At 63.1% G+C, this 25,981-nt stretch carries 25 protein-coding genes; 6 read left to right on the forward strand and 19 right to left on the reverse strand.

All coding sequences use genetic code 11. The features are described 5' to 3' along the window. Window positions 1-7: 7 nt before the first annotated feature. Genes gpM through DPV74_RS12720 form a run of 3 tightly spaced genes read right to left on the reverse strand, consistent with a single transcriptional unit; the run spans window position 8 to window position 2,680 of the window. Window positions 8-721, reverse strand: a complete 714-nt coding sequence (gpM, locus tag DPV74_RS12710) for a phage terminase small subunit (RefSeq protein WP_119337317.1) — start codon at window positions 719-721, stop codon at window positions 8-10. Between the two features lie 9 nt (window positions 722-730). Then, complete coding sequence (locus DPV74_RS12715) at window positions 731-1,768, reverse strand: phage major capsid protein, P2 family (RefSeq protein ID WP_119337318.1); 1,038 nt, start codon at window positions 1,766-1,768, stop codon at window positions 731-733. A gap of 45 nt (window positions 1,769-1,813) precedes the next feature. After that, complete coding sequence (locus tag DPV74_RS12720; protein WP_119337319.1) at window positions 1,814-2,680, reverse strand: GPO family capsid scaffolding protein; 867 nt, start codon at window positions 2,678-2,680, stop codon at window positions 1,814-1,816. A gap of 154 nt (window positions 2,681-2,834) precedes the next feature. On the opposite strand from DPV74_RS12720, the gene DPV74_RS12725 reads away from it, so the two are divergent. The 4 genes from DPV74_RS12725 (at window position 2,835) to DPV74_RS12740 (ending at window position 6,777) form a co-directional block, all read left to right on the forward strand. Then, window positions 2,835-4,652, forward strand: coding sequence for a terminase large subunit domain-containing protein (locus DPV74_RS12725; RefSeq protein WP_119337320.1), 1,818 nt, complete (start codon window positions 2,835-2,837; stop codon window positions 4,650-4,652). Beyond that, window positions 4,652-5,701: a phage portal protein gene (locus tag DPV74_RS12730; RefSeq protein WP_119337321.1), complete on the forward strand. Its 1,050-nt coding sequence runs from the start codon at window positions 4,652-4,654 to the stop codon at window positions 5,699-5,701. The genes DPV74_RS12725 and DPV74_RS12730 overlap by 1 nt, the downstream gene beginning before the upstream one ends. Before the next feature lie 423 nt (window positions 5,702-6,124). Continuing rightward, window positions 6,125-6,379: a type II toxin-antitoxin system HicA family toxin gene (locus DPV74_RS12735; RefSeq protein WP_015875749.1), complete on the forward strand. Its 255-nt coding sequence runs from the start codon at window positions 6,125-6,127 to the stop codon at window positions 6,377-6,379. Then, the gene (locus DPV74_RS12740; protein ID WP_119337322.1) at window positions 6,376-6,777 is read left to right on the forward strand and encodes a type II toxin-antitoxin system HicB family antitoxin; all 402 of its coding nucleotides are present in this window, start codon (window positions 6,376-6,378) and stop codon (window positions 6,775-6,777) included. The genes DPV74_RS12735 and DPV74_RS12740 overlap by 4 nt, the downstream gene beginning before the upstream one ends. Here the strand turns inward: DPV74_RS12740 and DPV74_RS12745 are convergent. The 11 genes from DPV74_RS12745 to DPV74_RS12795 all read right to left on the reverse strand — a co-directional run bounded on the left by DPV74_RS12745 (window position 6,769) and on the right by DPV74_RS12795 (window position 13,212). Beyond that, window positions 6,769-7,176 (reverse strand): hypothetical protein, encoded by a 408-nt coding sequence (locus DPV74_RS12745; RefSeq protein WP_205571911.1) that lies wholly within the window; start codon window positions 7,174-7,176, stop codon window positions 6,769-6,771. The genes DPV74_RS12740 and DPV74_RS12745 overlap by 9 nt on opposite strands. Beyond that, on the reverse strand, window positions 7,173-7,442 hold the full coding sequence (locus DPV74_RS12750) for a hypothetical protein (RefSeq protein ID WP_119337323.1): 270 nt from the start codon (window positions 7,440-7,442) through the stop codon (window positions 7,173-7,175). The genes DPV74_RS12745 and DPV74_RS12750 overlap by 4 nt, the downstream gene beginning before the upstream one ends. Next, on the reverse strand, window positions 7,442-7,939 hold the full coding sequence (locus DPV74_RS12755) for a hypothetical protein (protein ID WP_119337324.1): 498 nt from the start codon (window positions 7,937-7,939) through the stop codon (window positions 7,442-7,444). Before DPV74_RS12755 ends, DPV74_RS12750 begins: the two co-directional genes overlap by 1 nt. Continuing rightward, window positions 7,936-8,862, reverse strand: coding sequence for a ParB/RepB/Spo0J family partition protein (locus tag DPV74_RS12760; RefSeq protein WP_119337325.1), 927 nt, complete (start codon window positions 8,860-8,862; stop codon window positions 7,936-7,938). Before DPV74_RS12760 ends, DPV74_RS12755 begins: the two co-directional genes overlap by 4 nt. Continuing rightward, window positions 8,859-9,086, reverse strand: a complete 228-nt coding sequence (locus DPV74_RS12765) for an ogr/Delta-like zinc finger family protein (protein WP_240439971.1) — start codon at window positions 9,084-9,086, stop codon at window positions 8,859-8,861. The genes DPV74_RS12760 and DPV74_RS12765 overlap by 4 nt, the downstream gene beginning before the upstream one ends. A 55-nt stretch (window positions 9,087-9,141) precedes the next feature. Continuing rightward, window positions 9,142-9,420, reverse strand: coding sequence for an ogr/Delta-like zinc finger family protein (locus tag DPV74_RS12770; protein WP_119337327.1), 279 nt, complete (start codon window positions 9,418-9,420; stop codon window positions 9,142-9,144). Next, window positions 9,417-11,324: a replication endonuclease gene (locus DPV74_RS12775; RefSeq protein WP_119337328.1), complete on the reverse strand. Its 1,908-nt coding sequence runs from the start codon at window positions 11,322-11,324 to the stop codon at window positions 9,417-9,419. Before DPV74_RS12775 ends, DPV74_RS12770 begins: the two co-directional genes overlap by 4 nt. A gap of 6 nt (window positions 11,325-11,330) precedes the next feature. Then, window positions 11,331-11,678, reverse strand: a complete 348-nt coding sequence (locus DPV74_RS12780; protein ID WP_119337329.1) for a hypothetical protein — start codon at window positions 11,676-11,678, stop codon at window positions 11,331-11,333. A 184-nt stretch (window positions 11,679-11,862) separates the two neighbouring features. Beyond that, window positions 11,863-12,078: a hypothetical protein gene (locus tag DPV74_RS12785; protein WP_119337330.1), complete on the reverse strand. Its 216-nt coding sequence runs from the start codon at window positions 12,076-12,078 to the stop codon at window positions 11,863-11,865. 1 nt (window position 12,079) lies between these two features. Further along, window positions 12,080-12,985: a DNA adenine methylase gene (locus DPV74_RS12790; protein WP_119337331.1), complete on the reverse strand. Its 906-nt coding sequence runs from the start codon at window positions 12,983-12,985 to the stop codon at window positions 12,080-12,082. After that, window positions 12,982-13,212 carry a hypothetical protein gene (locus DPV74_RS12795; RefSeq protein ID WP_119337332.1) on the reverse strand — a complete coding sequence of 77 codons (231 nt, stop codon included), beginning with the start codon at window positions 13,210-13,212 and terminating at the stop codon, window positions 12,982-12,984. Before DPV74_RS12795 ends, DPV74_RS12790 begins: the two co-directional genes overlap by 4 nt. Window positions 13,213-13,247: 35 nt before the next feature. Between DPV74_RS12795 and DPV74_RS12800 the strand changes: the two genes are divergently transcribed. Continuing rightward, window positions 13,248-13,925, forward strand: coding sequence for a hypothetical protein (locus DPV74_RS12800; protein WP_162923026.1), 678 nt, complete (start codon window positions 13,248-13,250; stop codon window positions 13,923-13,925). Here DPV74_RS12800 and DPV74_RS12805 read toward each other — a convergent pair. Further along, on the reverse strand, window positions 13,916-14,776 hold the full coding sequence (locus DPV74_RS12805; RefSeq protein WP_119337341.1) for a dATP/dGTP pyrophosphohydrolase domain-containing protein: 861 nt from the start codon (window positions 14,774-14,776) through the stop codon (window positions 13,916-13,918). The genes DPV74_RS12800 and DPV74_RS12805 overlap by 10 nt on opposite strands. Before the next feature lie 385 nt (window positions 14,777-15,161). Between DPV74_RS12805 and DPV74_RS12810 the strand changes: the two genes are divergently transcribed. Beyond that, window positions 15,162-15,491: a helix-turn-helix domain-containing protein gene (locus DPV74_RS12810; RefSeq protein ID WP_119337335.1), complete on the forward strand. Its 330-nt coding sequence runs from the start codon at window positions 15,162-15,164 to the stop codon at window positions 15,489-15,491. A gap of 131 nt (window positions 15,492-15,622) precedes the next feature. Here the strand turns inward: DPV74_RS12810 and DPV74_RS12815 are convergent, their stop codons facing one another. From DPV74_RS12815 to tssH, 4 genes are all read right to left on the reverse strand, one after another. Then, window positions 15,623-20,362: an RHS repeat-associated core domain-containing protein gene (locus DPV74_RS12815; RefSeq protein WP_119337336.1), complete on the reverse strand. Its 4,740-nt coding sequence runs from the start codon at window positions 20,360-20,362 to the stop codon at window positions 15,623-15,625. 14 nt (window positions 20,363-20,376) lie between these two features. Next, on the reverse strand, window positions 20,377-21,642 hold the full coding sequence (locus DPV74_RS12820; RefSeq protein ID WP_119337337.1) for a tol-pal system YbgF family protein: 1,266 nt from the start codon (window positions 21,640-21,642) through the stop codon (window positions 20,377-20,379). 15 nt (window positions 21,643-21,657) lie between these two features. Further along, entirely contained in the window at window positions 21,658-23,862 is a 2,205-nt protein-coding gene (tssI, locus tag DPV74_RS12825; protein ID WP_119337338.1) for a type VI secretion system tip protein VgrG, read from the reverse strand. Further along, window positions 23,859-25,981: type VI secretion system ATPase TssH (tssH, locus tag DPV74_RS12830; protein ID WP_119337339.1), on the reverse strand; the 2,123-nt coding region annotated here is incomplete at its 5' end. The genes tssI and tssH, both read right to left, overlap by 4 nt.

A 25,981-nucleotide genomic window follows, 5' to 3' on the forward strand; every position in this document is an offset into this window, starting at 1 on the left:
GGACGCGTTACGCATCCGAGCCCCCACCATCGGGACCGGGTGCAGATTCCTTGCCGGACAGCAGCGTTTCGAGCCGCGCGATATCGCGCTTCACGCCGATCTTGTCGTTCAGTTCGAACGCCCGTCGGAACGCGGCAAGCGCGGCATCCGGATCGATCGCGGACAGCGCCACGCCGTACGCCTTGAACAGCTTTGCGCGGATCTGATCGACCATATCGAATGACGCGGTCAGGTCGATCACTTCGGCAAGCAGGCCCGACGGCACATCGGCCGTGTCGGCGAACCCTTCGGCCACCGTCGCCGGGAGCGTGCGATCGAAATGCGCGGGCATCGTCAGCCCGTGGCGGATCGCGTAGCGGGCGATATCCATCGCCCCGCCCATGTCACGGGCGTCAAGCCGCCACAGCATGATCGTTGTCACCACGTCATCCTGACCGCCCGCGTCGCGTTCCAGCACTTCGCTGATGTACGGAACGTAGTCGGGCAGGATTTCGCGCTTGATTTCGACCTTGCGCTCGACGGATTGCGTTTCCTTCAATCGCCGCTGATCCGTCGCGAGCTTCGCGCGCATCATTTCGTACGCCCTGTCCTGCCCGCGCTGCGTGCTCGCTGCGACCGCGCTGCGCGTGTCGTCAGGATCGGCAATGACCGTTGCGCCGGGCGCGGCGGCCGACGCGGCGACGCGCATCAGGTGCCGAGTGATCGGGGTATGTCGCGTCATCGCCGCACCTTACTGACCGCCCGCAGGAGCAGGCGCACCGGCGAATTCGACGTTCTCGATCAGGCAACCGGCGCCGAAGTCCTCGACCACATACGCCTCGTTGCTCGATTCGAAGAACTCGACCTGATCACGCTTCGGATTGTCGATCACCGCGCGCCGACGACCACCGATTTGCCAGTAAATCGACAGGTTTTTCGGGATGGTGATGAACAGCTTGCCGCGCGGCATGAACGGCACTCGCATGGCTTGCAGATTGCCGATACGCTTCTGGCTGATGACCATACTGGCCGCGAGCGATTCGGTCGGCGGGTTGTCGCGATCGAGGATCGGGAAATACTTGTCCAGGAGCGTATCGCGGCCGCACAGCACCACCAGTTCCGGGCTTTCCGCATGCCACGGCTCGATCAGCGAATTCGTCGCCTCGTACACGAGTGCGTCGAGGTTCTTGTAATCACCATCGACGCCGCCGATCACGAGCTTGCCCGAACCCTTCTTCCCTTCGCTGATCACGCGATCGCCCGCCTGATCGCGGTACTTCTGCAGCCAGCCCTTGTTCACGTCTTCGAGGTTCGGGTTCTTCGTGCGATCGGACGTCGCGGCCCGGCCCACACCATTGAAGCCGATTCGAATCCGATCGAGCGCTTGTTGCGTCGCGTTCACGTCGCGCACCATCGTCTGGAAATTCGGGAACTGCGCCCACGCATCGAGCTTGCTGTACTTCAAATGCGTGTCGTAATTCGTCTGCGCGCAGACGTAAGCGTTCGGGTCCATGTCGGTCAGATCGACCGTGGTTCGATCGGCCTTCGTGGTGTCGGTCGTGCTCGCGATCGGCGCGCCGATCAGCAGGCCGAGCTTTTCGCCCATCTGTTCGGTCACGCCCTGTACGTTGATGCTTTGCAGGAACGCCGCCGATTCTTGAATGCGCTTTTCGAGCGTTTGTTGGACGCTCGGCGCGACCGCGAATTTTTCCGCGACGCTCGCGACACCGTTCAGCTTCGCGATGTTGTCCATGTAGCGCGTCAGTGCGCGCCGGGTAATCGGGTTCATGTGTTCTCCGGTGATTCGATGTGTAGTAAGTGAGCCCGGCGGCCGTCAGCAGTCGGTCGCGACCCAATCGCCGCTACCCGTGGCGCTCGGTCGCGCAGTCGCGCCCGGTTCACGTTCGAGCGTCTGGCTCAGGGTGTTGAACGCTTCGCGGTCTTTCTCGCGGTCGGCCTTCAACGCAGCGATATCGCGCGTCAGCCCTTCGATCACGACCTGTTGCGACGCGCTGTGGAACGACAACCGCGTGATCAGGTCGGCATTCGCCGCGTCGCCTTGTGCGAACACGCCTGCCTTCGCAGCGTCACCCTTCGTTGCATCGGCGGTCGGAGCCGGGGTCTTCGGCGATAACCCGAACATTTCGGCGAACTTCGCCACCACGGCCGATGCGATCGACGTAGGCGACGCGGCAGGATCGGCGGGCGCGTCGCCGATGAGCGACGCCGCGTCGACCTCGACGCCGATCGAAAACAGATTCTCCGGTGCCCCCTTGCGGGACTTGAAGTGGTCCGGGTGTTGCCGCGAGAACGTGAGGATTTCGGTTCCGAGACTGGCGGGACTGTCCGTCACGCCGATGCCGAACAGATATGCCTTGCCCGTCTTTGCGAAATCCGGCGCAATTTCGACGCTCGTGTAGACCTTCTGGCGAGCCTTCACCATTGCCTTGAGATCGTCCGTCGGATCGATCTGTGCAAACAGCGCCAGCTTGCCATCCTCGACCTCGCGCGCTTCGACGGCCCGGACGTCGCCATACGCGCGGAACGGACCATCCGGCATGGTTCCCCGGTAGTGTTCGAGGAAAACGCGTGCGCCGTACTTCGCCGGGTCGTACGTGCTCGCCATTTCCTCGATCTGTTGTCGCGTGATGTCGCGACCGTCTGTCGTCGCGCCCTCCGTTGCCACCCGCACAAACTTCATTGTGTTTTCTCCCTGTTGATTCCTGTCCGCTTATCGAGCGTGAACACCATCGTGCGTGAGCGCGGCAAACGCTTCAACGCACGTTGCCGTGTGACAGGCCGGGTACAGATTCAGACGGTCGATTTCGCGCTCGCGCGCGCGATACGCTCGACGCATGGTCAAACCTGCAAACCCCTTCGCCGACTTCCCGGCATCGAACGATGTATCCGCAACGAACGTGACGAACCTCGCCACGCGTCGCGTTGCACGTGATCTGTTTTGGAGCGGATGGAAAATCGCCGCCATCGCCGAGTACATCGGCGAGCCGCGGTCGACGGTGGAGACGTGGAAACAGCGCGAGGGATGGGACAAGGCAACGTCAACCGACAAGGTTATCGATGCGCTCGTGCAGCGACAGCGTGTATTGATCGCGAAAGAGAACAAGGACGGGAAGGACTTCAAAGAACTCGACTTGCTCGGTCGAGAAATGGAGCGCCAGCAACGCATTCAAGTGCGCGCCGAGCGGGCCGAAAGTTTCGGAGGCGATAGCGGTACGGCGAACGAAGGCAAGCCGAGCACATCGCCGCGCTCGTCGTCGCGCAAATCGAATCGCAACGTCATCACGGCCGAGCAGGAACAGCGGCTGAAGGACGCGATGCGCGAACAACTGATCGGCCATCAAAACACGTGGTTCGAGAATCGACACCTGCGCCGCCGCAACATCCTGAAGTCACGACAGATCGGCGCCACGTTCTATTTCGCGCACGAGGCGCTCGTGCGCGCACTCGAAACCGGCACGAATCAGATTTTTCTGTCGGCGAGCCGCGCACAGGCGCACGTGTTTCGCTCGTATATCCAGAAATTCGCGTGGAACGCTGCGCAGGTTGAGCTAACCGGCGATCCGATGCGGTTGTCGAACGGTGCGGAATTGATATTTCTCGGCACCAGTTCACGAACGGCCCAAAGCTACAACGGCGACCTGTATTTCGATGAGTATTTCTGGGTCAGCAAGTTTGCGGAACTGAACAAGGTTGCGAAGGGGATGGCGACGCATTCGCATTTGCGGATGACGCACTTCTCTACGCCGTCCACGACGACGCACGAAGCCTATGCGTTTTGGACTGGCGCGGACTTTAACCGCGACCGTCCCGACGACGAGCGCGTCGAGATCGACATTTCCCATACGTCCCTTGCACGCGGGCGCCAGTGCGGCGACGGGCAATGGCGGCAGATCGTCACGGCCGAGGATGCCATCGCATCGGGATTCACGAAACTGGATCTGGAGGACTTGCGCTCAACGAACAGCCCCGCCGATTTCGAAAACCTGTATATGTGCCAGTTCGTGGACGACACCTCTTCGGTGTTCGCCTTCCGGCTCGTACAGGCGTGCATGGTCGATTCATGGGACGTGTGGACGGACGTAAAGCCGTTGCTCGATCGGCCGTTCGGCTGGAAACCGGTATGGATCGGCTATGACCCTGCCCTTACTGGCGACTCGGCCGGGTGCGTCGTCATCGCCCCGCCCGAGCAGCTGAACGGAAAATTCCGCGTGCTCGAGCGGCACCGGTGGAAGGGCATCGACTTCGAAACGCAGGCCGAGAAAATTCGCGAACTGACGCAGCGCTACCACGTGACCTATATCGCGATCGACACGACCGGCATCGGTCACGGCGTGCACCAGCTCGTGCGCCAGTTCTTCCCGCGCGTCGTGCCGATCCAATACTCGCCCGAAGTGAAGAACCGCCTTGTCCTGAAAGGCATGTCGGTGATCGGGAAAAAGCGCCTGGAATTCGACGCGGGTATGACTGACCTCGCGCAATCGTTCCTGTCCATCCGTCGAGCCATGACGCCGAGCGGCGCAAAGATGACCTACACCGCCGCGCGTAACGAGGAAATCGGCCACGCTGACCTTGCATGGGCCTGCCTTCACGCGCTCGATAACGAACCCCTCGAAGGTGCCAGCCGCGCGCGCAGCACCGTGGAGATTTACTGATGAGCACCGCCCTCGTTCCGACCACTGACGCGCACGACGTTGCAACGCGTGCGCCGCTTTCTTCGATCGAAACTTTCACGTTCGGCGATGCCGTCGCCGCGATCGACGGCGCCGACATTCTCGACTATGCCGAACTGTGGGCGATCGATGATTATTTCGAACCACCGATCAGCCGCCCTGGGCTCGCGAAATCGCTTCGCGCGGGCACGCATCACGCGTCCGCGCTGTACTTCAAACGAAACGTACTCGCCTCGACGTTCATCGAGCATCCGAAGTTTTCGCGCGACGCGTTCCGCCGCCTCGCACTCGATTTTCTCGTTTTCGGCGATGCGTACCTTGAACGCGAGCGCAACCGCATGGGTGGAGCGCGCAGCTATCGCCCTTCCCCGGCAAAGTACACGCGCCGGAAAACGGATCTGGTCAACTTCGTGTTCATCGACGGGTTTCTCGACCGCTACCAGTTCGACACGGGCTCGATCTTTCAGTTGATGGAACCGGACGTGAATCAGGAGGTGTACGGTATGCCCGAGTACATCGCTTCCCTGCAATCCGCGTGGCTGAACGAGTCGGCGACCCTGTTTCGGCGCCGCTACTACGCGAACGGCTCGCACGCCGGGTTCATCCTGTACCTGAATGACCCGAACATGGACCCGGACGACGTAGACGCGATCCGGAAGGCGTTACGCGACTCGAAAGGCATCGGCAATTTCCGGAACCTGTTTCTGCACTCGGCCGCGCGAAACAGCGGCGGCGAAAAAGGCGCGGTCCAACTGATCCCGATTTCCGAGGTTGCAGCGAAAGACCAGTTTTTCGACATCAAGAACGTGACGCGCGATGACACGCTTGCGGCCCACCGCGTGCCGCCGCAGTTGCTCGGCATCGTCCCGAGCAACACGGGCGGGTTCGGCGCGGCCGACACTGCCGCGCGCGTGTTCGGGCGGAACGAAATCGTGCCGCTGCAACAGCAATTCCTCAAGATCAACGAATGGGCGGGCGAGGAAATCGTGCGGTTCACCGACTATGTGATCCCGACGACGAGCGCCGCGTAATCGGTCGAAAAGTGCCAAATCTGGCACTTTTCGACCCCGCGTCTGGCCCTGCCCGGCGTGCGTCTGGCTGCGTCTGGAAATTCTCCCCGAAAATCGCCGAAACCCGCCCCGCGCGGGCGCGCCCCGGGCCGGGGTTTTGCGTCTGGAAGTGCCCTTTTTTTTCGGCGGGCAGGCGCGGAGGGGACTGCGCTATCCGGGCGCCGGGGCGCGAGCCACCCCACCGCCCGGCCCGTGCGGCACCCGCCCACCGAGCCCGCGTCCGGCCCGCCACGGGCACGCCGAAGCCTCAGCCAAGGGTCGGGACGCATTAGGCGTCGAACCGCTCAGAGGCCCGCAAATCGCGCCGGGCGCGGTGCCTCGATTTCCTGATGTGATATCACTTTTTGATTGCACGTTGATAGCACTTTCTGCTATCATTTGGGCATGAAATCGAAACACGCCCGCACCCTCGCCGCGATCTTCACGAAGCCCACTCTGGGCGGGATCGTGTTTTCCGATATTGAATCGCTCGTCGCCGCACTCGGCGGCGAAATCCACGAAGGCGCCGGGTCGCGCATCGCCTTCGAACTGAACGGCACGCGCCGCTATCACCACCGCCCGCACCCGGGCAAAGAGGCGAAGCGGTATCAGGTGGAGGATCTGCGCGACTGGTTTATCGAAATGGGAATCAAGCCATGAACAACGCCATGTCTTACAAAGGGTATTTCGCCCGGGTCGATTTCGACGGGCGCGATAACATTTTCGTCGGCCACGTGCTCGGCGTGGACGACAAGATCAGCTTCCACGGCGAGACGGTGGACGAACTGTCGCGAGACTTTCATGCGGCCGTCGATCACTACCTGGAGGACTGCCAGCGCGCCGGGCGCGAGCCGCAAAAGCCCGCGTCCGGGAAGCTGATGCTGCGCATTGATCCGGCCGTGCATGCGCGCGTCGGTATCGCCGCCGCCCTGTCGGACGAAAGCATCAATCAGTGGTCGGAGGAAGTATTGGGGCGCGCGGCCCGTGAAGTGTTGGAACGCGCCGGTTTCGCGAACAACGAGCGAGCCCCGGCGCAGGCTTTCGGAACGCTAGGTTGACGCGTCAGGGCGCCACCACTGGCCCACCTTACTTATCGCGCGCGCGAACGCGCGGGGCGTGTATCCCTGAGACTCCGCGCGCCATTCCAGTTCACGGCGCACGCGGCGCGCATTCGCAGAAATCAACGAACGCTCGCGCGACCCTATCGGCATGATTGCACCGTCGATTATCGGCCCCGTACACACGAGACGGTCATAAGCCTCGCATCGAGCGTGATACTCGACAGCCAGCGATGTTAGGCCGTTGTCGGGTTCCCACGTTTGGCTGTAGAGCATCCGCAACACGCCTTCGCCATCCTTCGTCATCGAGCAGATCGCCGAGCGCTCACGGTCGCCCGGCTCGTATGCGATCCACCCGCTATCGCCGACAGTCGCAATCCATTTGTGGTCGCTTGTCATGCTTCACCCGAACACGCCTTGCAGCGTTCCAGCGCCTCTATGCGTCGCTGTTGATCCAGCAGCAGCGCCGCGAGCGTAATGAACGCCCCACCGTAGCCATTGCCATAGCCGGAGTGCGTTGCGCTGTACTGCTGTTCGAGCCGGTATTCATTGCCGTTTTCCATCACGATGGTAAGTCCCTTACTGGCACTATCGAAAATCACCATCTTGATATCACCGCGTTGTTCCAGCGGGGCGACGCGGGAAAAGCTTTTGTCGTTTTCCATCACGCCTCCCGACCGCGCGCCTGCGCGCTTCCCAATTTCACCCACTCCGAACAACCCTCGCGGACTCGCGGCAGATCGCCGCCGCACACGCAACCACCAGCACGTTCGCAATATCCGACCGTCGCAGCCGTGGACTGCGCAGCGCGATCGCCAGTGACGGAGAGGCGCACGACGCTGTATACCGGGGGCAGCGTGTTGCGATTGCGGTGTTCTGCCCGCGCGGCGACGGCCCACGAACGCGCTTCATCTTCGTCGTAAGCAAGACGCACGAGCGCGCGGCCGTCCGTCACGCCCCATGCCGTCAACGATTCAGCGTGCAGCGGTATCCACGAGCGAGCAGCGCACTCCATCCACACGGCCCATCCGATGCCGCGCCAGCCGCTTCTATCGCCGGCGTGGAACCACACACCGGACGCCCAATACTGCGCGAAGCGCGGTTCTTCAACGTCAGCCAATGCCCGCAGATCGGCGGCGGTCAGCGCCGCGAGCGCCGTCATTTCGCACCTCGCTTGCGTGCGTTCACGATCGCCGCGCGCAGGTCTGCCCCCTCACCGGCAACCTGCCTTTCGAGCAGGTCGAGCACGCCGACCCGGAACACTGGCTGTTCACCGGCCACGTGCATTTTGCTGATCGCAACGTTGCCTTGCGCCTGAAGCCAGTCGAGCAGATCGGTATCGCTTGACCTGGCTGTTTGCTTCTGGCCGCCGACTGCTTTCAGAGCCTTCGGCGTGACCTTCGTCTTACCGGCCGCCGTCACCGCGTCTTTCGCGGCTTGTAGGTGCGCGACAGCGTTCACGCCCTGTTCCTTCATCACCTTGACCGCGCTCGTCGCCGAGACTGCGCCCGACGTGACCATTTCCTTGATCGGCGTCGGTGCCGCTACGAGCGTGAGTGCATTGCGAATCGACGCGACATTGCGCGTCAAGCGCCGCGCGATTTCCTTCTCATCGATTCCGCGGCCGATCAGGCGTTTGATCACCATCGCCTCGCCGAGCAGCGTCAGGCGGCGGCCGGAGTTATCGAGAATCAGGCCGAAAATCCGATCTTCTTCGGTCGTGCCGCGCACTTCGTTAATCACCGGCACCGCTTCGATGCCCGCGCCCTCGCTGTTCGCCAGCAACACGCCATCCCACCGCGTATGACCGTCGGACACGTACAGATAGCCGTCGGCCGCCGCCGCGACCTTGATCGGTTTGTGGCGAAAGAACCCGTTTGCCTTGATCGAGTCCGCAACCTCGCGAACGGCCGTCGGGTATTCCGGGTCAGCCTCGCGCGCCTCGTTGAATTCGGGCCGGACTCGGATCGCGTCGAGCGAAACCATGTACACGTCGGCCGTGCCCTGTCGGAACGGCTTCACGATCTCTTTCACGTTGCCCGGCACCAGTTCCATTTCAGCCTGTACCTTCGTTGCAGCATTCATCGTTCATCCCCTTTTAAGTACCCCGGCGACGGAATGTCGCCATCATCAGAAACCGACCCGCCGTCCGGCGTGTCATCAAAAAGCGAAAGCGACTCCCGCCGCTCGGCGCGGCGCACCGGCTGTTCGGCTGGCGTCATCGTGAGCGCCGTCCGGTATGTGTGACCGCACAGCACGTTGTCGCACTGGAAATCGACGTTCCAGCACAGCTCAGACGTGCGCAGCATCGCGCGCGCTATGCCGCGCGCCCCGCAGTGCGGGCATGGCATGGTCCACCGCATATCAATGCCCGATCCACTTCCGCGTGCGGGAATTGACTGAGCCGAGCAACGGGCCCGCACGCACGATCGGGATATCGAGCCCGTCACGCGGCGCGGCCGACGGGGAAAGCGAATAGAGAATTTCGACCGACGCAGGCGCACGGAACCCGCAATCCGGGCACCAAAAATACAAGCGGCGCATCGTGTCGCTCATCGGCTCAGAATGGCGCGCTTCGATTTTCCCGTCGCACGCTGGACACTCGATCGACATGTCGTGCGGATCGCGATAGCTGGCGTTCATAGGGCTCCCGAATGGTTAGGTTGCAGATGCTGCGTGGCATTGGCCGTGTCGTAGTCGGCCAGCCAGTCGGATACGTCGTGCGAACCGCGTGCGCGTGCGCCCTCGCGGCGCGTGCAGCCCGGATCTGAAGACGGATCGATGCGGAAAGACCCCGCGTATTCGAGCCATGCGGCGACCGGCGTTTCTGGCGCTTCGACCCGCTCGGGCTCCTGCGTACAGTTATTGACACCAGTCCAAGGGCGGGCGGCTGCGCCGCCGCGCCGAACCACCCGCCACACGTGACGCGTCGACGGTACGAAAATCTGCGTTTCGCGGGTGTACGAACAAAGGCCGTCAACGATGCTCGCGACGCCGATCGCCTCGACGCCGTGCGGCACGCGCACCGGAGCGATGCCATACCGCCCTTCGCGATGCTCGACCGTGTGACGGATGTAGACCATGCGGGCTTCGCCCGCGATGCCGCCCATCGCGCGCGAGTACGCGGCCCAATCGGCGGGTTTGTCGTCGCGCTTCTGCGCAGCCGTCCACGCGGCAACGATGCGCGCCGATTCCTCGATCGCGGGCAAATCGTCCTCTTTGACGCGGCGCAGCTCGCGCCACACGCCGACCGGCGCACCGCCAAACTGCTGAAACTGTCGGATGCCCCACAACGCGGCCCATGTCTCGACGCGCGCCGACGGCGTGATTTCGTCGTCGTCCCAAAAATCCGACTGCACCACGTAGCCTTCGTTCGTCTTGTGGTCGCCGACCGCGTGACCGTCGATGTTCTTCGAAATGTATTTGGCGATGTAGCCGACCGCCGAGCCCTTCGCCTTGTCGATCAGTTCGAAGCGCACGCGATGCTCGCGCGCGCCCGGTTCGTTCCCGGAATCGCGCAGGCCGTGTTTGCGCATGATTTCGCAGAACCGCTTGATATCGTTCGAGAACACCAGACCATGCCAATGCGGCGAGCCGTCGTGATGCGGCTCCGCTACCCGCATGCCGAAGTACGTCACGCCCTCGCGGCTCAACTCGGCGCGGATGCGTTGCCACACCTTCCGCAAGTACGCCTGCCCGTCGCGCGGCGTGACGCCCGCATAGTTCGGGTTCGGCTTGAACCAGCTATCGGTCTGCCTGACCGCATGGAACCGACTCGGGCAAGTCAGCGTGAACATGACGCCGCGATACTTCGCACCGTCGGCCAGTTCTTCCAGCCCACGCAAGCGCGTGAACAGTTCGCCGCGCTTCAATGCCTTGTTCGAAATGCCCTTCGACGCCAGTTCGGCGAGCGTGAAGCGCTGCCCGTCTTCGTTCTCCATCGTCACCGCTTCGAGCGTGCGAGCGTTGCGCCGATTCTGCGCAATGCGTCGCCGAACGGCTTCGTTGCTCGCGTACGGCTCCGCTTTCAGGTGGACGAAGTGCAGACGAATGTTCGAGTGTTCCAGGCTACGAATGTGCATCTTGCGCAACTGACGACGCCACCACAGTTCGCACTTCACGCGCGCGACCTGATCGGCCGGATGCTCGAAATTCGGCATTTCGACGTTGTAAGCGCCGCACGTCGCACGCGCGACGACGAGCGCATCGGCCAGTTCGAGCCCATACGCGCGCATCGTCACATCGGACGCGATTCGGCGAGCCTTCATGCAGATTTCATGATCGGTCGCGTCGGGCGATACCGGCATCCCGTCCGGCGCATGATCTTCGAGAAAGTCACGCAGCGAGTTTGCGGCGGCGGCCAAATCAAACATGTGCGACGCGTTGAACCCGGTGCGCTCGCGATACTTGCGCGCGCTTTCGCGCCCTGCTTCGCGCGCTTGTTCGAGCGCGCGGCGCATCCACTTGACGGGAAGGCGCTTTTTCGCCTTGTTCGCTTCGGGAAGCGTTGGAACGCTGCTTGCCGCGTCGTGCGCGTAGATCCACATTGCGAGCTAGACCCCTGCCTTCGCCTTGAGCGCCGAACGCGCAATCGCCCGAGAGAAACACACCGCTACGAGGAACAGACTGCCCGTGACGGGATAGCCGCACCATGTGACGGCGACAGCGACCGCGCCAAGAACCAAGCCGCTGAACAGGTACGCGATGCGTGACGCTATCGGCTTCACGTCGCCCGGCCCGGCGATTGCGATACACAGCGAACACGCGATAAGAATCCACATTCCGGAAAGCAGCACAAGCCGCGCACCGTCGATGGAAAAGCGCTGCCAAGCGACCAGCAACGCCGCATATACACCCGCGCTCGCCAACACATGCAACCAATGATTGATTTTCTTCTTCATCGAATTTCGCTCGCTCGCTTCATCACGCGCGTTGCGCAGTCTTGATCGGCCACGCCGGGTCCATGCCTTCATCCGGGTGCGTACCGCACCACGTAATCACGGCGACCAACGTAATCAACCAGATCGCCCACAGAGGCAGAGGTTTTTTCTCGGGAGACGTTTTCATCGGGGGAACCTCCAGTGATTAACGGAACAGAAACCGCCGCTTCGACATGTCACGTAGCAGCGGTCGGAGAACCCGCATTGCGTCGGCTTCGGCACGATCGGATTGCGTGGTCCGTGGCGGACAAGACAGCGGTGGCAATGCTGCCAGCGCCCCGGCACCGATGCCGAAATCCGCCAAGTCTTCGATCAGTAGTTCGCGCGTCGAGGCGGCCTCATCATCGCGTCGCTGATCCATGTCAGCCCCGCGTCGTGTCAGCCGCGAACAGGGGCATTTCCGCCGCATCGTCGCCGAGGCACACTGACGAGCGCGGATCGATACCCGTTGCAGCGCAAGCCGCAGGCGAAATCCAAACCACCTCTTCACGGGCTACGGTGCCAACCTGCCCGGTCGCGCGCGTGCTTCGTGTGAACCGCGCCCATCCACTCAATGCGCGGTCATACATTCCCGACGCGTAGCCGCTGACGACCGCCATACCACGCAGATTCGCGAGCATCGCCAGCAGATCGGCGTGTTCGAACGGGGACATTTCGCACCGATAGTCGCGGCCAAGCCCACGCGACACGCTGTTGCGCACTTCGGGCAGGTACGGCGGGTCGACGTAGAACAGGACGCCCGGCGCGTCATATTTCGCGATCAGTTCGACGGCGGGCATATGCTCGATCATGGTCCCCTGCAAACGGGCGCCGACGGCCGTGAGGCGCGCGGGGTACCGTAGCCACTGCCCGGGGCCGTCCGACCAAATGTCGGCGGCGAAGCCGATCGGCGAATGTAGCGGGCGGGTCGAGCCGACCGACCCGAAACCCATCTGCGCACGAATGCACAAGCGGCGCGCGCGCTCGACCGGTTCGTCTGCCACATTCCACGCTGCCTCGAATTCGGCCCGCGCGTATGGCGTCGCATTCAGCGCGTCGATCAACTGCGCCCGCATCACGTCATCGCGCACCACGCGGAACAGGTTCACGATTTCGCCGTCCAGATCGTTGTAAATCTCGACACGGCTTCGCGGCTTTTGCAGCAGAACACCCGCCGAGCCACCGAACGGTTCGACGTAGATTTCGTGTGACGGCAGGTGCGAGAGCACCCACGGGGCGACGCGAAACTTGCTGCCGAAGTAGCTGATAAGGGGCGCCGTAACGGTCACGCTGCCTCCGCGTGGATCGTTCGACGGCTTTCTCGTGCCGAGCGCAGCGCGTCATCGCGCGACATGCAGCAAGCCGGGGCCACACCGCTTTCCTCGTACCAGTGAAATTCCGATCCGTTCACCGTGAAGTAGCCGCCGCGCGTGCGACGTTCGTAGAACGGGCCGGTTTCGATAATGCCGCGCTCGATCTGGCGCGGCGCAGCGGCTTGAATGTCGGCAAGCGTCATACCGACCTCACGATAGCGAAAGCCCGATCGGCGCAGTGCAACGCCAACGCCTGCCGTTCTGCCTCATCGCTTGCGCGACGGCGGGCCATTTGCTCGGCGTTACTGGCACGAATCACTCGCCGGATCGCGAGCGTTTCCGCCTCTTGTTGGTTAGGAATGCTATAGACAATAGCCATTTCGTCATCCCTCGATTGAATCAGTTTGCTTTAGGAACTGGCGTCCGCTACTGTCCGGGACGCCTTCTGGCGCGCGATATACTCACGCACTTTCGACAACCATTCAGCGGGAGCAGGCGCACCGTCGAACCCACCGATCGAAATCCACTTCAGAAAATAGGACAGTTCATCGATCGGGTCGCGGCGGCTTGTGCTATCGAATCGCCTATGAAAAAGCTTGATCGCACAGGGGCTTGGGACCCGCTCATTGCCACTGTTGACGCGCAGTTCGAGCCACCCGAATTCGATGCAGAATTGGTTGAATGTCTCGGCCTCGCTCATGTAGACACATTGCGCGAATTCCGCCGATGTGCACCGCGCTTCGTGATTGGTGTTCGCAACGACGCAGGCGACCTGTATCGCCGCATCGGCGCTTACATCGTTCCCGATGCGCGGCAGGTGACGAACTGGTTTCTCGACGCTGGATTCACCGACGAGATCGGTGCCGCGCAAGTCACCGTTGAAGGCTGCGACCATATTTTCCGCCGTCATGCCTGACCACCTTTTGACGCGTGCTCGATGTGCTCGATCGCGCGCTCCGGGTCACACGTGCGCCAGTCCGGCCACGCCCGCCCCTCGTTCGTCGTCATCTTCGCCGAGAGCGCCGCAGTGATCTGTTCAGGCGTTGCGCCGGTTCGCCACGCGCCGTCGAGCCCGAGCAGGATTACATCGATCCACTCGCGCAGGTCGTCGGGCGCGGCCTCGACCTCGGTCAACTCTTTGCGGATGTGATCGCACACGCGAGCCGTAAGACGGCCCGGGCCGAAAGTGCGAGCGGAAAATGCACGTTGACGCCGCAGAAACGCATGCATGTCGAATTCCGCGGGCATCAGCATGATGCGCGGATCGCGCGGCGCACTTGACAGCACGCGCCGCAGCGCCGCCACGTCGGCCGCCGACAGCTCGCCAACCGGCTTGATCACCACGACGGTCTGATCGCCCCGCGCGTCACCGGCATCGATACCGATTTTCGCGACAGCCAGAGTGTGCACCGCGCGATCAAGCAACGCGGTCCGCACGTCATCACGCGCCTGGTGCGCGAGCACCGCATCGGCTTGACGATTCGCGACGGCCCACAGGTCCAACTGATGGGCCGACAGGAGCGCCGCAGCGTTTGCGATGATCCGGTCGGCATTCCGCAGTTCGCAGTACAGGCGATCCGCGTCGCCCCCGTCAATCGCGGCCTGCCGCTCGTAGGCCCGCGTAGTGCCCTCGCCGATCACTCCGTCACGCTCGTTCGCGTTGCCCCAGGCGATTTTCTGGTCGAACGTCGCGACGCCGAGCGCATTGCGGATGATGATGTGCGCGGCGCGCAACTCGTCGCGCAGTTCGTTGGCGATGGTTTTCATGCCGCCCACCCTGCGCATTGCGCGCCGTCGAAAGCAGTCCACTTTCGGACCAAGGCAATCATTGCGTCCATCCACGCACGGAAATGCGGCGTGAGCGATTGGCGCATCGGCGCCGAAGGTGTAAGCGTTTGTTGCAGCGAAACGTGCATTTGACTTCCCCTATTCAACCCCTTGAACGGATACCGCGAGAAACATCACCCCGGCGCCTGAGTAGCTAGCTCAAGACCGGCGGGGTTGAAAACCGGTGCCGGGGTGACGGGTCGGAGAATAGTTCGATGGGGTTGAACATGTCAATACCCTTCGAACGTTCGCTGTCGGCGAACGTTGCCATGGGTCGAGCGTTCGGATAGTCTTGACGCCGGGTTGAATTAACTGGGGTTTGTCAATGAAAACTACGATTGAATGGCTCGATGCCGTCAAGGCGGCACTCGATTTGCCCTCCGACTACGCTGCCGCGAAGGCGCTAGGCGTTACCCGCTCGACGGTCAGCGGCTACCGCAACGGGAAATCGACTTTCGATGAAGACACCTGCTTCCGCGTCGCGGAAATTCTGAACGTGCGGGCCTTCGAAGTCGTTGCATCGACGCACGCAGAACGCGCGCGCGATGAGCGTCACCGCACTTTCTGGATGGACGCTTGGGAAAATTTTTCCAAGGGTTTTCGGTGGCTGGCGCTACCCGCTAACGCTTGTGGGGCTTGGGCTCCGCAGGTGTAACGCCAGCTTTAGTTAGCAGTCTTCCTTCACGTTATGTCAATTCATAAAACTGAACAAACCTGCTGCCGGGTCGTGGCGGCCGGACGTGCCGCGACGCGTGGCACGAACCATGGCCGGCGGGCGTGCCGACGTTACAACTTGGGATCGCGCTTGCCGGTCATGCATTCGTGCCGTCCGCCGCGTGTATAGACGTCCACGCGCGCAATCTGCGACATCGAACCACCGGAGTACACCGTCAAACGGCCGATGCCCAGGGGGGCCAAGAGCCGGGACAGCATCGGTCTGCAGGCAGGCGCGCATGTCGTCCGGTCATTGATCAGGGTGACCTCATCGCCGAGCAGGCCTTCACGATGCCCCAGCAATAAAGTGCCCGCCTCGGAGTGAAATAGAAATTGAAACGTGTTTCCCTTTGACCCATCAAGGCCGAGGCATTGCCGCCACGCCCGCGTCAACTGGAAATCCTGGGTCTCCCGCAAAGTGGAATTGATCCCGTACACGCGATCCGAGCCCAAGATCGTGCCGATCGAGCCCAATTTATCCCCGGTCTTGAACCGGCCATCAGGATTGTTTGGCAGATCGAGCCCTCTTCTTTCCCGAAATGACCGGATTCTTTGATAGCCGTCAAATGGCGTTTCCTCTCGTTTAAGACCGAGAGGATCTCTCCAGCCAAATACGTTGGGCGCGTATTGGTATGGGTTGATTCCACCATCGATTCGAATGGGGTCCTGGCTGACGAAGCTCCCGATCATCGGATCGTAATATCGGTATCGGTTGTAGTGCAGGCCTGTTTCCCAGTCCTCGTACTGCCCCTGGAGCCGTAGTCGCTGATCGTCGGCAGCGTGCATCCGGGCTGAACCGACATGCCCCCACGCTCCGTAGCGCCCTTCCCAGATGATTGCACTGGATTGATCGATCAGTCGTGTCGGCGCCCCGCTGGGCTCGGTTTGGAAGAACACGTTGCGCGCCGCAGATTCCGACGCCGCCGTCGACTGATCCGAACGGTTCTTCGGTGCGTATCGCAACGCTGCCAGTGGCCGAAACGTACCAGGGTAATAAACCCACTCGCACGATTCTCCGTAGCCATCCGCCTGAGAGATGTCGACCGGGCCCGCTCCCCAGCCGGGATCCAGCTCGTTGACGACATTCATCAACGGCACGTCGACGTTCTGGTCCGGGCGCGCTATTTCACCCACCAACGCGTCGCCGTCCCAAAAGTAATCGTGACGGTGCGACCTGACTGTCGATGCTGATACCGACCCGGCCGGCGCGTCAGGCTTGTCGAGGATCTGCGTAGTCTTCCGGATGCGCCTTTGAAAGACGTCGTACGCGTAGCGGGTATGAATACGACTCGCCTGGATCGCAGGGTCCGCCGGCATGCGTACCGCCGATGTTTCGATCAGCAGCCCGTCGCCGTCCCAGCGCAGCAGCAAATCCTGTTGCGCGTCACGCTTGCGTATCAGGTTGCCGGTACGATCGAACGTATAACGACAGCCATCGTGCTCGCCCTCGCGGACCCAGGCATCGAGTGGCAATGTCGGGTCCGACACACCGGTGCGATGGCCCAGGTTGCTTCTCGTCGTCAACAGGTCGCCCGCAGGATCGTGCAGGAAGCGCAGCAGTTTGCCGCTCGGGTCGAGGTGTGCGGTCAGCTTGCCCATCGGGTCGTAATCGAAACGTTCGATACCGAGTCGGGAGTCGTGCTTCTCGGTCATCTCGCCGTTGGCATCGTATGTGTACTCGGTGGCAAAGATGGCGCCGGTACCGGACAACAATGTTTGCCGCGCCAGCTGCCCCTCCTTCGTGTACACCAGCTCGCGTCGCAACGCCTCGCCCAGGTATTCCACGCAGATCCGACCAAGCGCGTCCCGCTCGAGCTTGACGGGCGCGGCATCGTCGATCTGGATCGAGGCGACGGCGCCGAAAGCGTCGTAGCCGTAGCGTACGGTGTGCGTCACCGTTTCGCGACCGGTCACGAGCCGTGTGCGGCGCTCGATGCGCCGCCCGACCGTATCGTACCGGTAAGCAATGACGAAATCGTCGCCTTGCCTTTCTTCAATGAGGCGGCCTGCGTCGTCGTAGCCCAGTCTGAGGCAACTGTCCGGATTCTGCGCCCCGACGAGCCTGCCGATGCGATCGTATTCGAATTTCTCGATGCGGAAACCGTCGGCCTGTCTGGCGTCCGCGACCTGCTTCTGCACCACGCGCCCGAACCTGTCGGTCAGGTAGAGAACAGCCAGCCCGGCCGGGTCGACACTCCGTCGCAGTTCGCCGAGCTCGCCATACTCGTAGCGACGCAGTTGGCCCCAGTAGTCGACTTCCTCGACAATGCGGCCCATCGCATCGCGCTTGAGCTGGTATCGTTCGCCGCGCTCGTTGATGACGCCAATGAGCCGGCCTTCCGTATCGTACTGGTATTCGACGCTGGTTCCGTCCAGCGATAGCCGTTTGGTGATTCGCCCCAGCGTCGAGTACTGAAGCTGCGCCGTAGCGCCGGCCGGATCGCGATAGTGCGTCAGGTTGCCATCGGCATCGTACCCGCACAGAATCTCCTTCCCGCTCGGCTCGATTGCGCGCGTCAAATTGCCGTTGCGATCGTATTCGTACCGACTCGTCTGTCCGAGCGTGTCGATCACTTCGACGAGATGTCCTCGCGCATCGTGCCGATAGAGCGTTCGATGGCCGAGTGGGTCCGTCACCGCCGCCAGATGACCGTCGCGGTCGCATTCGAATCGCGAAAGTTCGCCGCATGGTCCGATCTGTGCGACAAGCTGCCCGTACGAGTCGTACTCGTAACGAGAGGCCGCATTCGACGGCGTCGTTTGTGCAAGCAAATTGCCTTGCTCATCCCATTCGTATCGCCATTGTCGTTCGCCGGGCAACGTCACGCAGACCGGATGATGGTTCGAGTTGTACTCGGTTCGAATCGATCTGCCATCCGGCAGCGTTTCCATCACGAGATTGCCGCGCCGGTCGTATGCCCACGACGTGATACGTCCGGCGGGATCGGTCGCGACACTCGTGCGTCCCCTTGCCTCGTACCGGTAACTCGTGATACCGCCGAGCGGATCCAGCTCGAATACAGGCATGCCCTGCGCGTTCAGTTGCAGTACTGTCGTATGTCCCAACGAATTGGTGATACACGTTTGCATTCGTGTGCGGTCGTACACAAATCGGTAATTGAACAAGCCGTCGTCGCCCCATGCATGGTCGACGCGCCAAACGCCGTCGTCGTCGGTGCAGTAATGGTAATGAAACGACATGCCCCGCGCGGTCGTATGCCTGACGATCCGATGCCCGTCCGCATAATCGAAGCGATACGGGCATCCCATCGCATCGACCGCGGCACGCAAGTTGCCGTCTCGATCATGCTCGTAGGTAACGAGCGGATGCGCGTGTCCGTTCGCGTCGACCAGCGTCAATGCGGTCAGCAATCCGGCATGCGCGGCGCCGTTCGCATCATGACGCGTAGCGTCCCTGATCTCGCATGCGATGACGCGCCCGGTTGCGCCATCCCGTCTCCATTCGGCGATACGTTCGAGTCGTCCGCCCTGATCGCGTTCGAAGACCCATGCATTTCCGTTCGGGTCGGAGATGCGATGGATGGGCAGCGTCGGTCTCGACTCGCCGCTCGGCGGGATAATCGTTTGCCGCCATTGCGGCGGCAACGGGAATCCGTATTCGATGCTTTCGCGCGTGCGCAGCAAAAGCCGGTCGCCGAGCAGGTACAACGCATCCGCTTGCTGCCAGTCGCATTCGCGCGAGGACCAGCCTTCGGTCGCGGGCAGTGCATCGAACGCAGTCGTATGATCCGGAAGATAGGCGACCACGCCGATCGCGTCGTCGTTCGGCAACAGCTCCAACCGGATATCTGCTGGCGTCTGCCAGCCTGCTCCAACGGCACCGACATGCGCATCGTGACTTGAATAGTATCGATCCCACTCGAGCGGCAAGCGTCCCGATACGATGAAGTCGCGTTGCTCTACGACCACTTCACCCGTCGACGCGTCCACCGGCTCCGCGTGCAACACCTTGCAGCGCAAGAATCCCGGCTTCAAATGCAGCTTGTCCGCCAGCGTCTTCGCCCACTTCGATCCCCGAAATGCCTTGAACAACCCCTTCGCCGCCGCGGCCATGTTCATGATCGGTGGTCCGCCCACCAACACGGGCCTTCCTGCCGGAATCGGCAGCATCACCGAACTCGGCATCGACGGATAGGTTCGATCGGTATGCGCGCTGTTATGCGGTGGCGGCTCCATCCCGATCGACCAGCAACTCAACGCCTCCAGCGCCATGTACGACATCGGATCGTTGTTGGCGAGCACCGTCTTGCTGCCCATGAACGATTCCCCGTCATTTGACGGTTCGAACTCGGCCGGCGGCGGGGCAAACGATTCGCCAAGCGGAAAATGCAAACCCGGAACGTGATACGCATGCGTTCCGGCCGTGGCCCGCATCATGCCGTTCACGAAAATCGGCCTGCCGCTGCCGCCACCCGATCCGACGTTCGAGCCAAGATCGTCGCTGATGCGATTCTTGATCGTGTTGGCTGCTTTCGCCAGTTTCATCCCCTCGGCGACATTGGGGTCGCTGGTCAGTTCATTGACCTGCTGGCCCGCTTCATCGGCGAGGTGTTCGAGCTTCGCCACATCTTCAGGGTGATCTTCGATGTATTCGGTCACCTTCTCCTGCACGATCATCATCGCAATGCAGCCGGCCACAGCCTTTGCGGCCTGGATGTACTCGCGCAGATCGAGCATGAACCCGACATGGGGGTGCGGCAGGAACACCGGCGGCGTACCCGGCGTGACCAGTACCGAATGAACGTCCACGCCAACAACGGGATCCAGATGCTTGACGGCCAGAAGTGCCACGGTTTCGCCCCCGCTCAGCGACCACTGCGCAACGCCGCGACCTTCTCGCTCAACGCGTTGCGCCGTCGATCCTGTACACCGAGCTGCGACACCATCCACTCGACAACCATCGGCAGATTGCTGTTCGCCCGCATCGGCTCGTCGATCATCAATCCCGCATCGAGCGCGTTGAACCCGGCCTCCAGCGCATGGTCACGCTCCCCTGCCCGCTCCCAGCACACCGCACTCATCCGCCACGCCTCGACCGTCATCAGCCCGTCCTTCGCGGCGGTAGTCGACGCCACCGCACGCTCATAGCAATACGCCGAGTGCGCGTAATCCCCGTGCGTCAGATGCACGCTCGCTTCGCCGAACAAACCATTCGCGACAAGCTTGTGCCCGGCCGGATGCCCTGCTTCGACCGCACGCATCCCGCTGCTGACAGCGCTGCGATACGCTTCGATCGCACGCGCCCGATCGCGCCACTTCAGATATGCCGCACCTGCGATCAAATGGACGACCACGCACTGATCAAACCACTCCTCGCGTTCCGCGACGCCCAGTGCAGCCGCACGCAGTTCCTCGAGCCGTGCGGGACTGCCGCCTTCGATCATCTCGGTCAGCATCACGAAGTGCCGTCGGAACTCGCCGCTTGGCCCGCGCTCGCCCGATTCCGCCAGCAATTCGCGCGGCACACTCGCCATCGAATATTTTCCCCGTACGACACGCACTGCCGCCCGATGCCGTTGCATCAATGCAGCAAACGGTGCGATTTCGATACGCGGCACGACAAAGCGCACGCGCTCGGCAAGCTGCGGCGCGACTGCAATGATCGACAGCACATCGTCCATCCATCGCACCCATGCCGCGTCATCCCGCACTTTCACCGGCTCCAGCACGAACACCATCGCCGGAAAAACATCCGGGTGGTGCTGCATCAGGCTGTCGGCAACCGCGAACAGATACAGCAACGGATTCTTGCCGTCGTCATACGGCGGCTGCCAGTTCGCACGCACGCCCTGCGCATCAGATCCCTCTCGCCGGCTGTCGTAGAACGCAACGAGTTCATCCGTCAATGCCTTTGCATAACCCGATTCATCGACGAACGACGCCCGCATCGTCCTGACCGCGCACGACGTCTCGTCCTGAACCTGGAAATACAGCCGCACGAGTTCCGAATCGGTCTCGTCGGTCTGCCAGATCATCAACCTCGCGGCTTTGTCTTTCGCGAAACTCATCCAGTCCGCATGCGCATCCATGAACCTGCGCTCCACCGGATTGGTCGGCTGCCAGTTCTGCATTCGTGCGGACCTCCGTCACGGGTTCAGTTTCAGGACGGCCCCTTCGACCGTGTGCTCCGCAGTCGCCGACGACGTCACCGTCTTGCCGTTCACGCTGTGGGTGTTCGTGCCGGTCGACGCGACGTTGACGCCCTGGATCATGATGGTGCCGTCGCTTTTCATCACGATGCTCGACATCCCGCAGACGAGCGCAAGCTGATCGCCTGCGTTGACGAGCACCTGATGCTGCACGTTCGTCGTATGGTTCGCGCCGACGTTGACGGTGTGCTCACCGCCGACCGTGTGCGTGTGCGCATTCGCAATCGTCGACGTGCGCGTGCCGATCTCTTCGGTATGCGCCGACGCAACCAGCGTCTTCATGTCCTGCGACGTCGTCTGATACATCTGCCCGACGTTCAGCGTCTTGGCTTCGCCGATCGTTTCGGTCTTGGCTTTTGCAACCGTCTCGGTGTGCGCGCCACCGATGGTCGCATCCCGATTCGCGGCAATCGTCACGGTTTCGTTCTGTCCGACCGTTCGCGTCCGGTTGCCGACGACCCCATGCGTCTCGTTCGCCCCGATCTGCGCGACCCGGTTCTGCCCGATATTCACCGTCTCGTTCTGCCCCACGCTCCGTTGCCGGTTGTTCTTCACCTGCATCGTTTCGTCGTTCCCGACCGTATGCGTATGGTTGTTCCCGACGGAAAGCGAATGATCGAGTTCCGTCTCCGCATCGAAATTCCGTTCCGCGTGCATCCAGAGCTGCTCGGCGCCCTTCTTGTCCTCGAACCGGAACGCATTCGCATGCTCGGTCGTCCCGCCCGGTGACGAGCGCGACAGCAACCCGCTCTGCGTCGCGCTCCCCGGCAGCCCCCACGGCGGCATCTTTTCGCCGTTGTAAACACGCCCGGTCACGATCGGCTCATCCGGATCGCCGTTGAGGAAATCCACGACGACTTCGTCGCCCACCCGCGGAATCTGCACGCCCCCGAACCCACCACCCGCCCAAGGACTCGACACCCGCACCCAGCACGACGAATCCTGATCGCTTTGCCCATACCGATCCCACCGGAACTGCAGCTTCACGCGCCCGTATTGATCGGTCCAGATTTCCTCCCCCGGCGGCCCGACCACGGTGGCCGTCTGCGGCCCGTTGGTGCGTGGCCGCGGCGTGTCGCGCGGTGACCGGTAAGGCAGGCTCGACGGCTGCACGAGCATCATCGTCTGATGCACCACGGCCTCCGCGCCCTGATCGCTCGCATACGCGTTCTCCTGGAAGCGGTACTGGCACCGCACGATCAGGTATTCGCGGTTCTGGTCGGCGCGCGGGCATCGTTCGAGCGTGAACAGGTAACCGGGTGCGACACCGCGCACATCGGTATCGGCACTCGCCCGCTCATGCTCGGCCTGCTGCTCCTCGAGCCGAACGCGGCTGTAATGTGCGCCTGGCGCATCGTCGCGATAACCGCCCGGCCACTCGAACGACGCAAAACTGTCGTGATCGTGCCCACGCGGATCGACCTTCTGCGACGAAAGATCGGCACGCGGCTTCGTATAGTCGTAGTCGGTGGTCTGGTGTCGGCCGACGCTCACTTCCTGCGCGGGCAGCCAGCCGTCGATGCGCTCCTCGTCGGCGATCGCTGTGCGGTCGCGCGCGATGTACGGAATCGTCTCGTAGCCGGGCAGCGCCGTGTGCGACGACATCGCGTCGCCCAGCATCAGCGTATGCGTATCCTCGGCGTGCCTGAACCAGAAGTAGATCCCCTCGAACTCCATCAGCCGCGACACGAACGCGGCGTCGGTCTCGTTGTACTGCACGCAGTAATCGCGCGGCACGTACGTCTCCGCCAGATGGCTCTCGATCGGAAAGCCGTACGTCGACAGGACCTCCTGCACGATCTCCGGCACGGTCTTGTTCTGGAAGATCCGGCAATCGGAGCGGCGCGTCGCGAGCCACAACCAGGGCCGCACGATCAGCTCGTAGCCGTAGTACCGCTCGGCGCGCCGGCCGGCGAGCGACGCGCGCGCCACGATGCCGTTCAGGTAGCGCGTCGACAGGTCCTGCTGTTCGATCCTGACCGTCACGGGCTTGCCGAGCATGTCCTTCAACGACAGGCTGTGACTGTCGGCGAGCGCCTCGATCCGGAATTCGAACAGCCGGCCGAGTTCGTCGCTGCCGTCGAGCGTATGGAACTTGAGGTCGTCGCCGTGCGGGCTGTCGAGTGTGAATACGCGATTCAAGTCGCCTCCTCCTCGTCGAACCGGTATGTGAATTCGCCGTCGGCCGCGCCCAGCTCGATCGACGACAGCGTGCGGCCTTCGAGCGTCGCCTGCAGGATCGCGCGGCCGATGCGCGGCATCACGGTATGCGTGAGGATCGCGTCGACCATCCGGCCGCCGGACTCGATCGTGCGGCAGCGCTCGACGACCAGCGCGGTCGCCGCGTCGGTGCAGCGCAGCCGGATGCCGTGATGCGCGTCGATCCGTTGCTCGATCCGCCGCAACTGCAGGGCGACGATCCTCGCAAGCGTCGCGTCGGTGAGCGGGTAGTACGGGACGACGGTCAGCCGGCCGAGCAGCGCGGCGGGAAACACGTCGAGCAGCGGCGCGCGCAGTGCATCGGCGAGCGTCTGCACGTCGGGCAGGCGCTCGGGATCGCGGCACAGCTGCATCACGCGATCGGCGCCGACGTTCGACGTCAGCAGGATCACCGTATGCCGGAAATCGATGTCGCGCCCCTCGCCGTCCTCCATCCAGCCCTTGTCGAACACCTGGAAGAAAATCTCGTGCACGTCGCGGTGCGCCTTTTCGATCTCGTCGAGCAGCACGACGCTGTACGGGCGCCGGCGCACGGCCTCGGTGAGCACGCCACCCTGCCCGTAGCCGACATAACCGGGCGGCGCGCCCTTCAGCGTCGACACGGTATGCGCCTCCTGGAACTCGCTCATGTTGATGGTGATCGCGTTGTGTTCGCCGCCGTACAGCGTGTCGGCCAGCGCGAGCGCGGTTTCGGTCTTGCCGACGCCGGACGGCCCGCACAGCAGGAACACGCCATGCGGCTTCTTCGGGTCGTCCAGCCTGGCGCGCGCGGTCTGGATGCGCTCGGCGATCAGCTCGACCGCATGCTTCTGGCCGACGACGCGTTCGCCGAGCGTATCGGCGAGCTTCAGCACGGCCTGCGTTTCGTCGCGCACCATCCGGCCGAGCGGAATGCCGGTCCAGTCGGCGACGACGGCGGCCACGGCGTGCGTGTCGACGGCGGGCAGCACGAGCGGCGCATCGCCCTGCAGGTCGGCCAGCGCCTGCTGGGCGGCCGACAGGCGGGTTTGAGCGACGACGCGCGCGTCGGCGTCGAGCACGTGCGACGGGTCGTCGTCGAGCAGCAGCGCGCGGGCATCGACGATCGCCGTCAAGGCGTCGCGTTCGGTCTGCCAGCGCGTATCGAGCCGGTCGAGCTCGGCCCGGGCGGTGGCGATGTCGTGATCGATCGCATCGCGTCGCGCGATGTCGCCGGTGCCGAGCGCGCATTCGCGTCCGATCCGCTCCTGCTCGACGTGCAGGCCGTCGATGCGGCGGCGCGCATCCTCGATCGGCGCGGGCACCGCGTGCTGGCTGACGGCGACGCGCGCGCAGGCCGTGTCGAGCAGGCTGATCGCCTTGTCCGGCAACTGGCGGGCGGGAATGTAACGGTGCGACAGCGTGACTGCGGCCTGCAGCGCGTCGTCGAGCACGAGCACGCGGTGATGCGCCTCGAGCTTTCCGGCCAGGCCGCGCAGCATCGTCAGCGCGGCCGCCTCTTCCGGTTCGTGCACGTGCACGAGCTGGAAGCGTCGCGTCAGCGCCGGGTCCTTCTCGATGTACTGCTTGTACTCGGACCACGTGGTCGCGCCGATCGTGCGCAGCAGGCCGCGCGCGAGCGCGGGTTTCAGCAGGTTCGCGGCGTCGCCGGTGCCGGCGGCCCCGCCCGCGCCGACGAGCGTGTGGACTTCATCGATGAACAGGATCGCCGGCCGCTCGGACGACATCGCCTCGTCGATCACGCCGCGCAGCCGGCTCTCGAACTCGCCCTTCACGCTCGCGCCGGCCTGCAGCAGCCCGATGTCGAGCAGGTACAGCGCGACGTCGCGCAGCGACGGCGGCACGTCGCCGGCGGCGATCCGCAGCGCGAAGCCTTCCGCAACGGCCGTCTTGCCGACGCCGGCCTCGCCGACCAGCAGCGGGTTGTTCTGCCGGCGCCGCAGCAGGATGTCGACGATCTGGCGAATCTCGGCGTCGCGCCCGACGACCGGGTCGATCTCGCCGGCCCGCGCGCGGGCGGTCAGGTCGACGGCGAAGCGTGCGAGCGCCGGCCCGTCCGAAG

Source organism: Burkholderia sp. HAN2018 (assembly GCF_024704855.1).
In the GTDB taxonomy this organism is placed as follows: Bacteria; Pseudomonadota; Gammaproteobacteria; order Burkholderiales; family Burkholderiaceae; genus Burkholderia; species Burkholderia cepacia.

Excerpts from the sequence above, each read along its gene's own strand:
- gpM (WP_119337317.1), bottom strand. The coding sequence starts at position 721 with ATGACGCGACATACCCCGATCACTCGGCACCTGATGCGCGTCGCCGCG.
- DPV74_RS12715 (WP_119337318.1), bottom strand. The coding sequence starts at position 1,768 with ATGAACCCGATTACCCGGCGCGCACTGACGCGCTACATGGACAACATC.
- DPV74_RS12720 (WP_119337319.1), bottom strand. The coding sequence starts at position 2,680 with ATGAAGTTTGTGCGGGTGGCAACGGAGGGCGCGACGACAGACGGTCGC.
- DPV74_RS12725 (WP_119337320.1), top strand. The coding sequence starts at position 2,835 with ATGGTCAAACCTGCAAACCCCTTCGCCGACTTCCCGGCATCGAACGAT.
- DPV74_RS12730 (WP_119337321.1), top strand. The coding sequence starts at position 4,652 with ATGAGCACCGCCCTCGTTCCGACCACTGACGCGCACGACGTTGCAACG.
- DPV74_RS12735 (WP_015875749.1), top strand. The coding sequence starts at position 6,125 with ATGAAATCGAAACACGCCCGCACCCTCGCCGCGATCTTCACGAAGCCC.
- DPV74_RS12740 (WP_119337322.1), top strand. The coding sequence starts at position 6,376 with ATGAACAACGCCATGTCTTACAAAGGGTATTTCGCCCGGGTCGATTTC.
- DPV74_RS12745 (WP_205571911.1), bottom strand. The coding sequence starts at position 7,176 with ATGACAAGCGACCACAAATGGATTGCGACTGTCGGCGATAGCGGGTGG.
- DPV74_RS12750 (WP_119337323.1), bottom strand. The coding sequence starts at position 7,442 with ATGGAAAACGACAAAAGCTTTTCCCGCGTCGCCCCGCTGGAACAACGC.
- DPV74_RS12755 (WP_119337324.1), bottom strand. The coding sequence starts at position 7,939 with ATGACGGCGCTCGCGGCGCTGACCGCCGCCGATCTGCGGGCATTGGCT.
- DPV74_RS12760 (WP_119337325.1), bottom strand. The coding sequence starts at position 8,862 with ATGAATGCTGCAACGAAGGTACAGGCTGAAATGGAACTGGTGCCGGGC.
- DPV74_RS12765 (WP_240439971.1), bottom strand. The coding sequence starts at position 9,086 with ATGCTGCGCACGTCTGAGCTGTGCTGGAACGTCGATTTCCAGTGCGAC.
- DPV74_RS12770 (WP_119337327.1), bottom strand. The coding sequence starts at position 9,420 with ATGAACGCCAGCTATCGCGATCCGCACGACATGTCGATCGAGTGTCCA.
- DPV74_RS12775 (WP_119337328.1), bottom strand. The coding sequence starts at position 11,324 with ATGTGGATCTACGCGCACGACGCGGCAAGCAGCGTTCCAACGCTTCCC.
- DPV74_RS12780 (WP_119337329.1), bottom strand. The coding sequence starts at position 11,678 with ATGAAGAAGAAAATCAATCATTGGTTGCATGTGTTGGCGAGCGCGGGT.
- DPV74_RS12785 (WP_119337330.1), bottom strand. The coding sequence starts at position 12,078 with ATGGATCAGCGACGCGATGATGAGGCCGCCTCGACGCGCGAACTACTG.
- DPV74_RS12795 (WP_119337332.1), bottom strand. The coding sequence starts at position 13,212 with ATGACGCTTGCCGACATTCAAGCCGCTGCGCCGCGCCAGATCGAGCGC.
- DPV74_RS12805 (WP_119337341.1), bottom strand. The coding sequence starts at position 14,776 with ATGAAAACCATCGCCAACGAACTGCGCGACGAGTTGCGCGCCGCGCAC.
- DPV74_RS12810 (WP_119337335.1), top strand. The coding sequence starts at position 15,162 with ATGAAAACTACGATTGAATGGCTCGATGCCGTCAAGGCGGCACTCGAT.
- DPV74_RS12820 (WP_119337337.1), bottom strand. The coding sequence starts at position 21,642 with ATGCAGAACTGGCAGCCGACCAATCCGGTGGAGCGCAGGTTCATGGAT.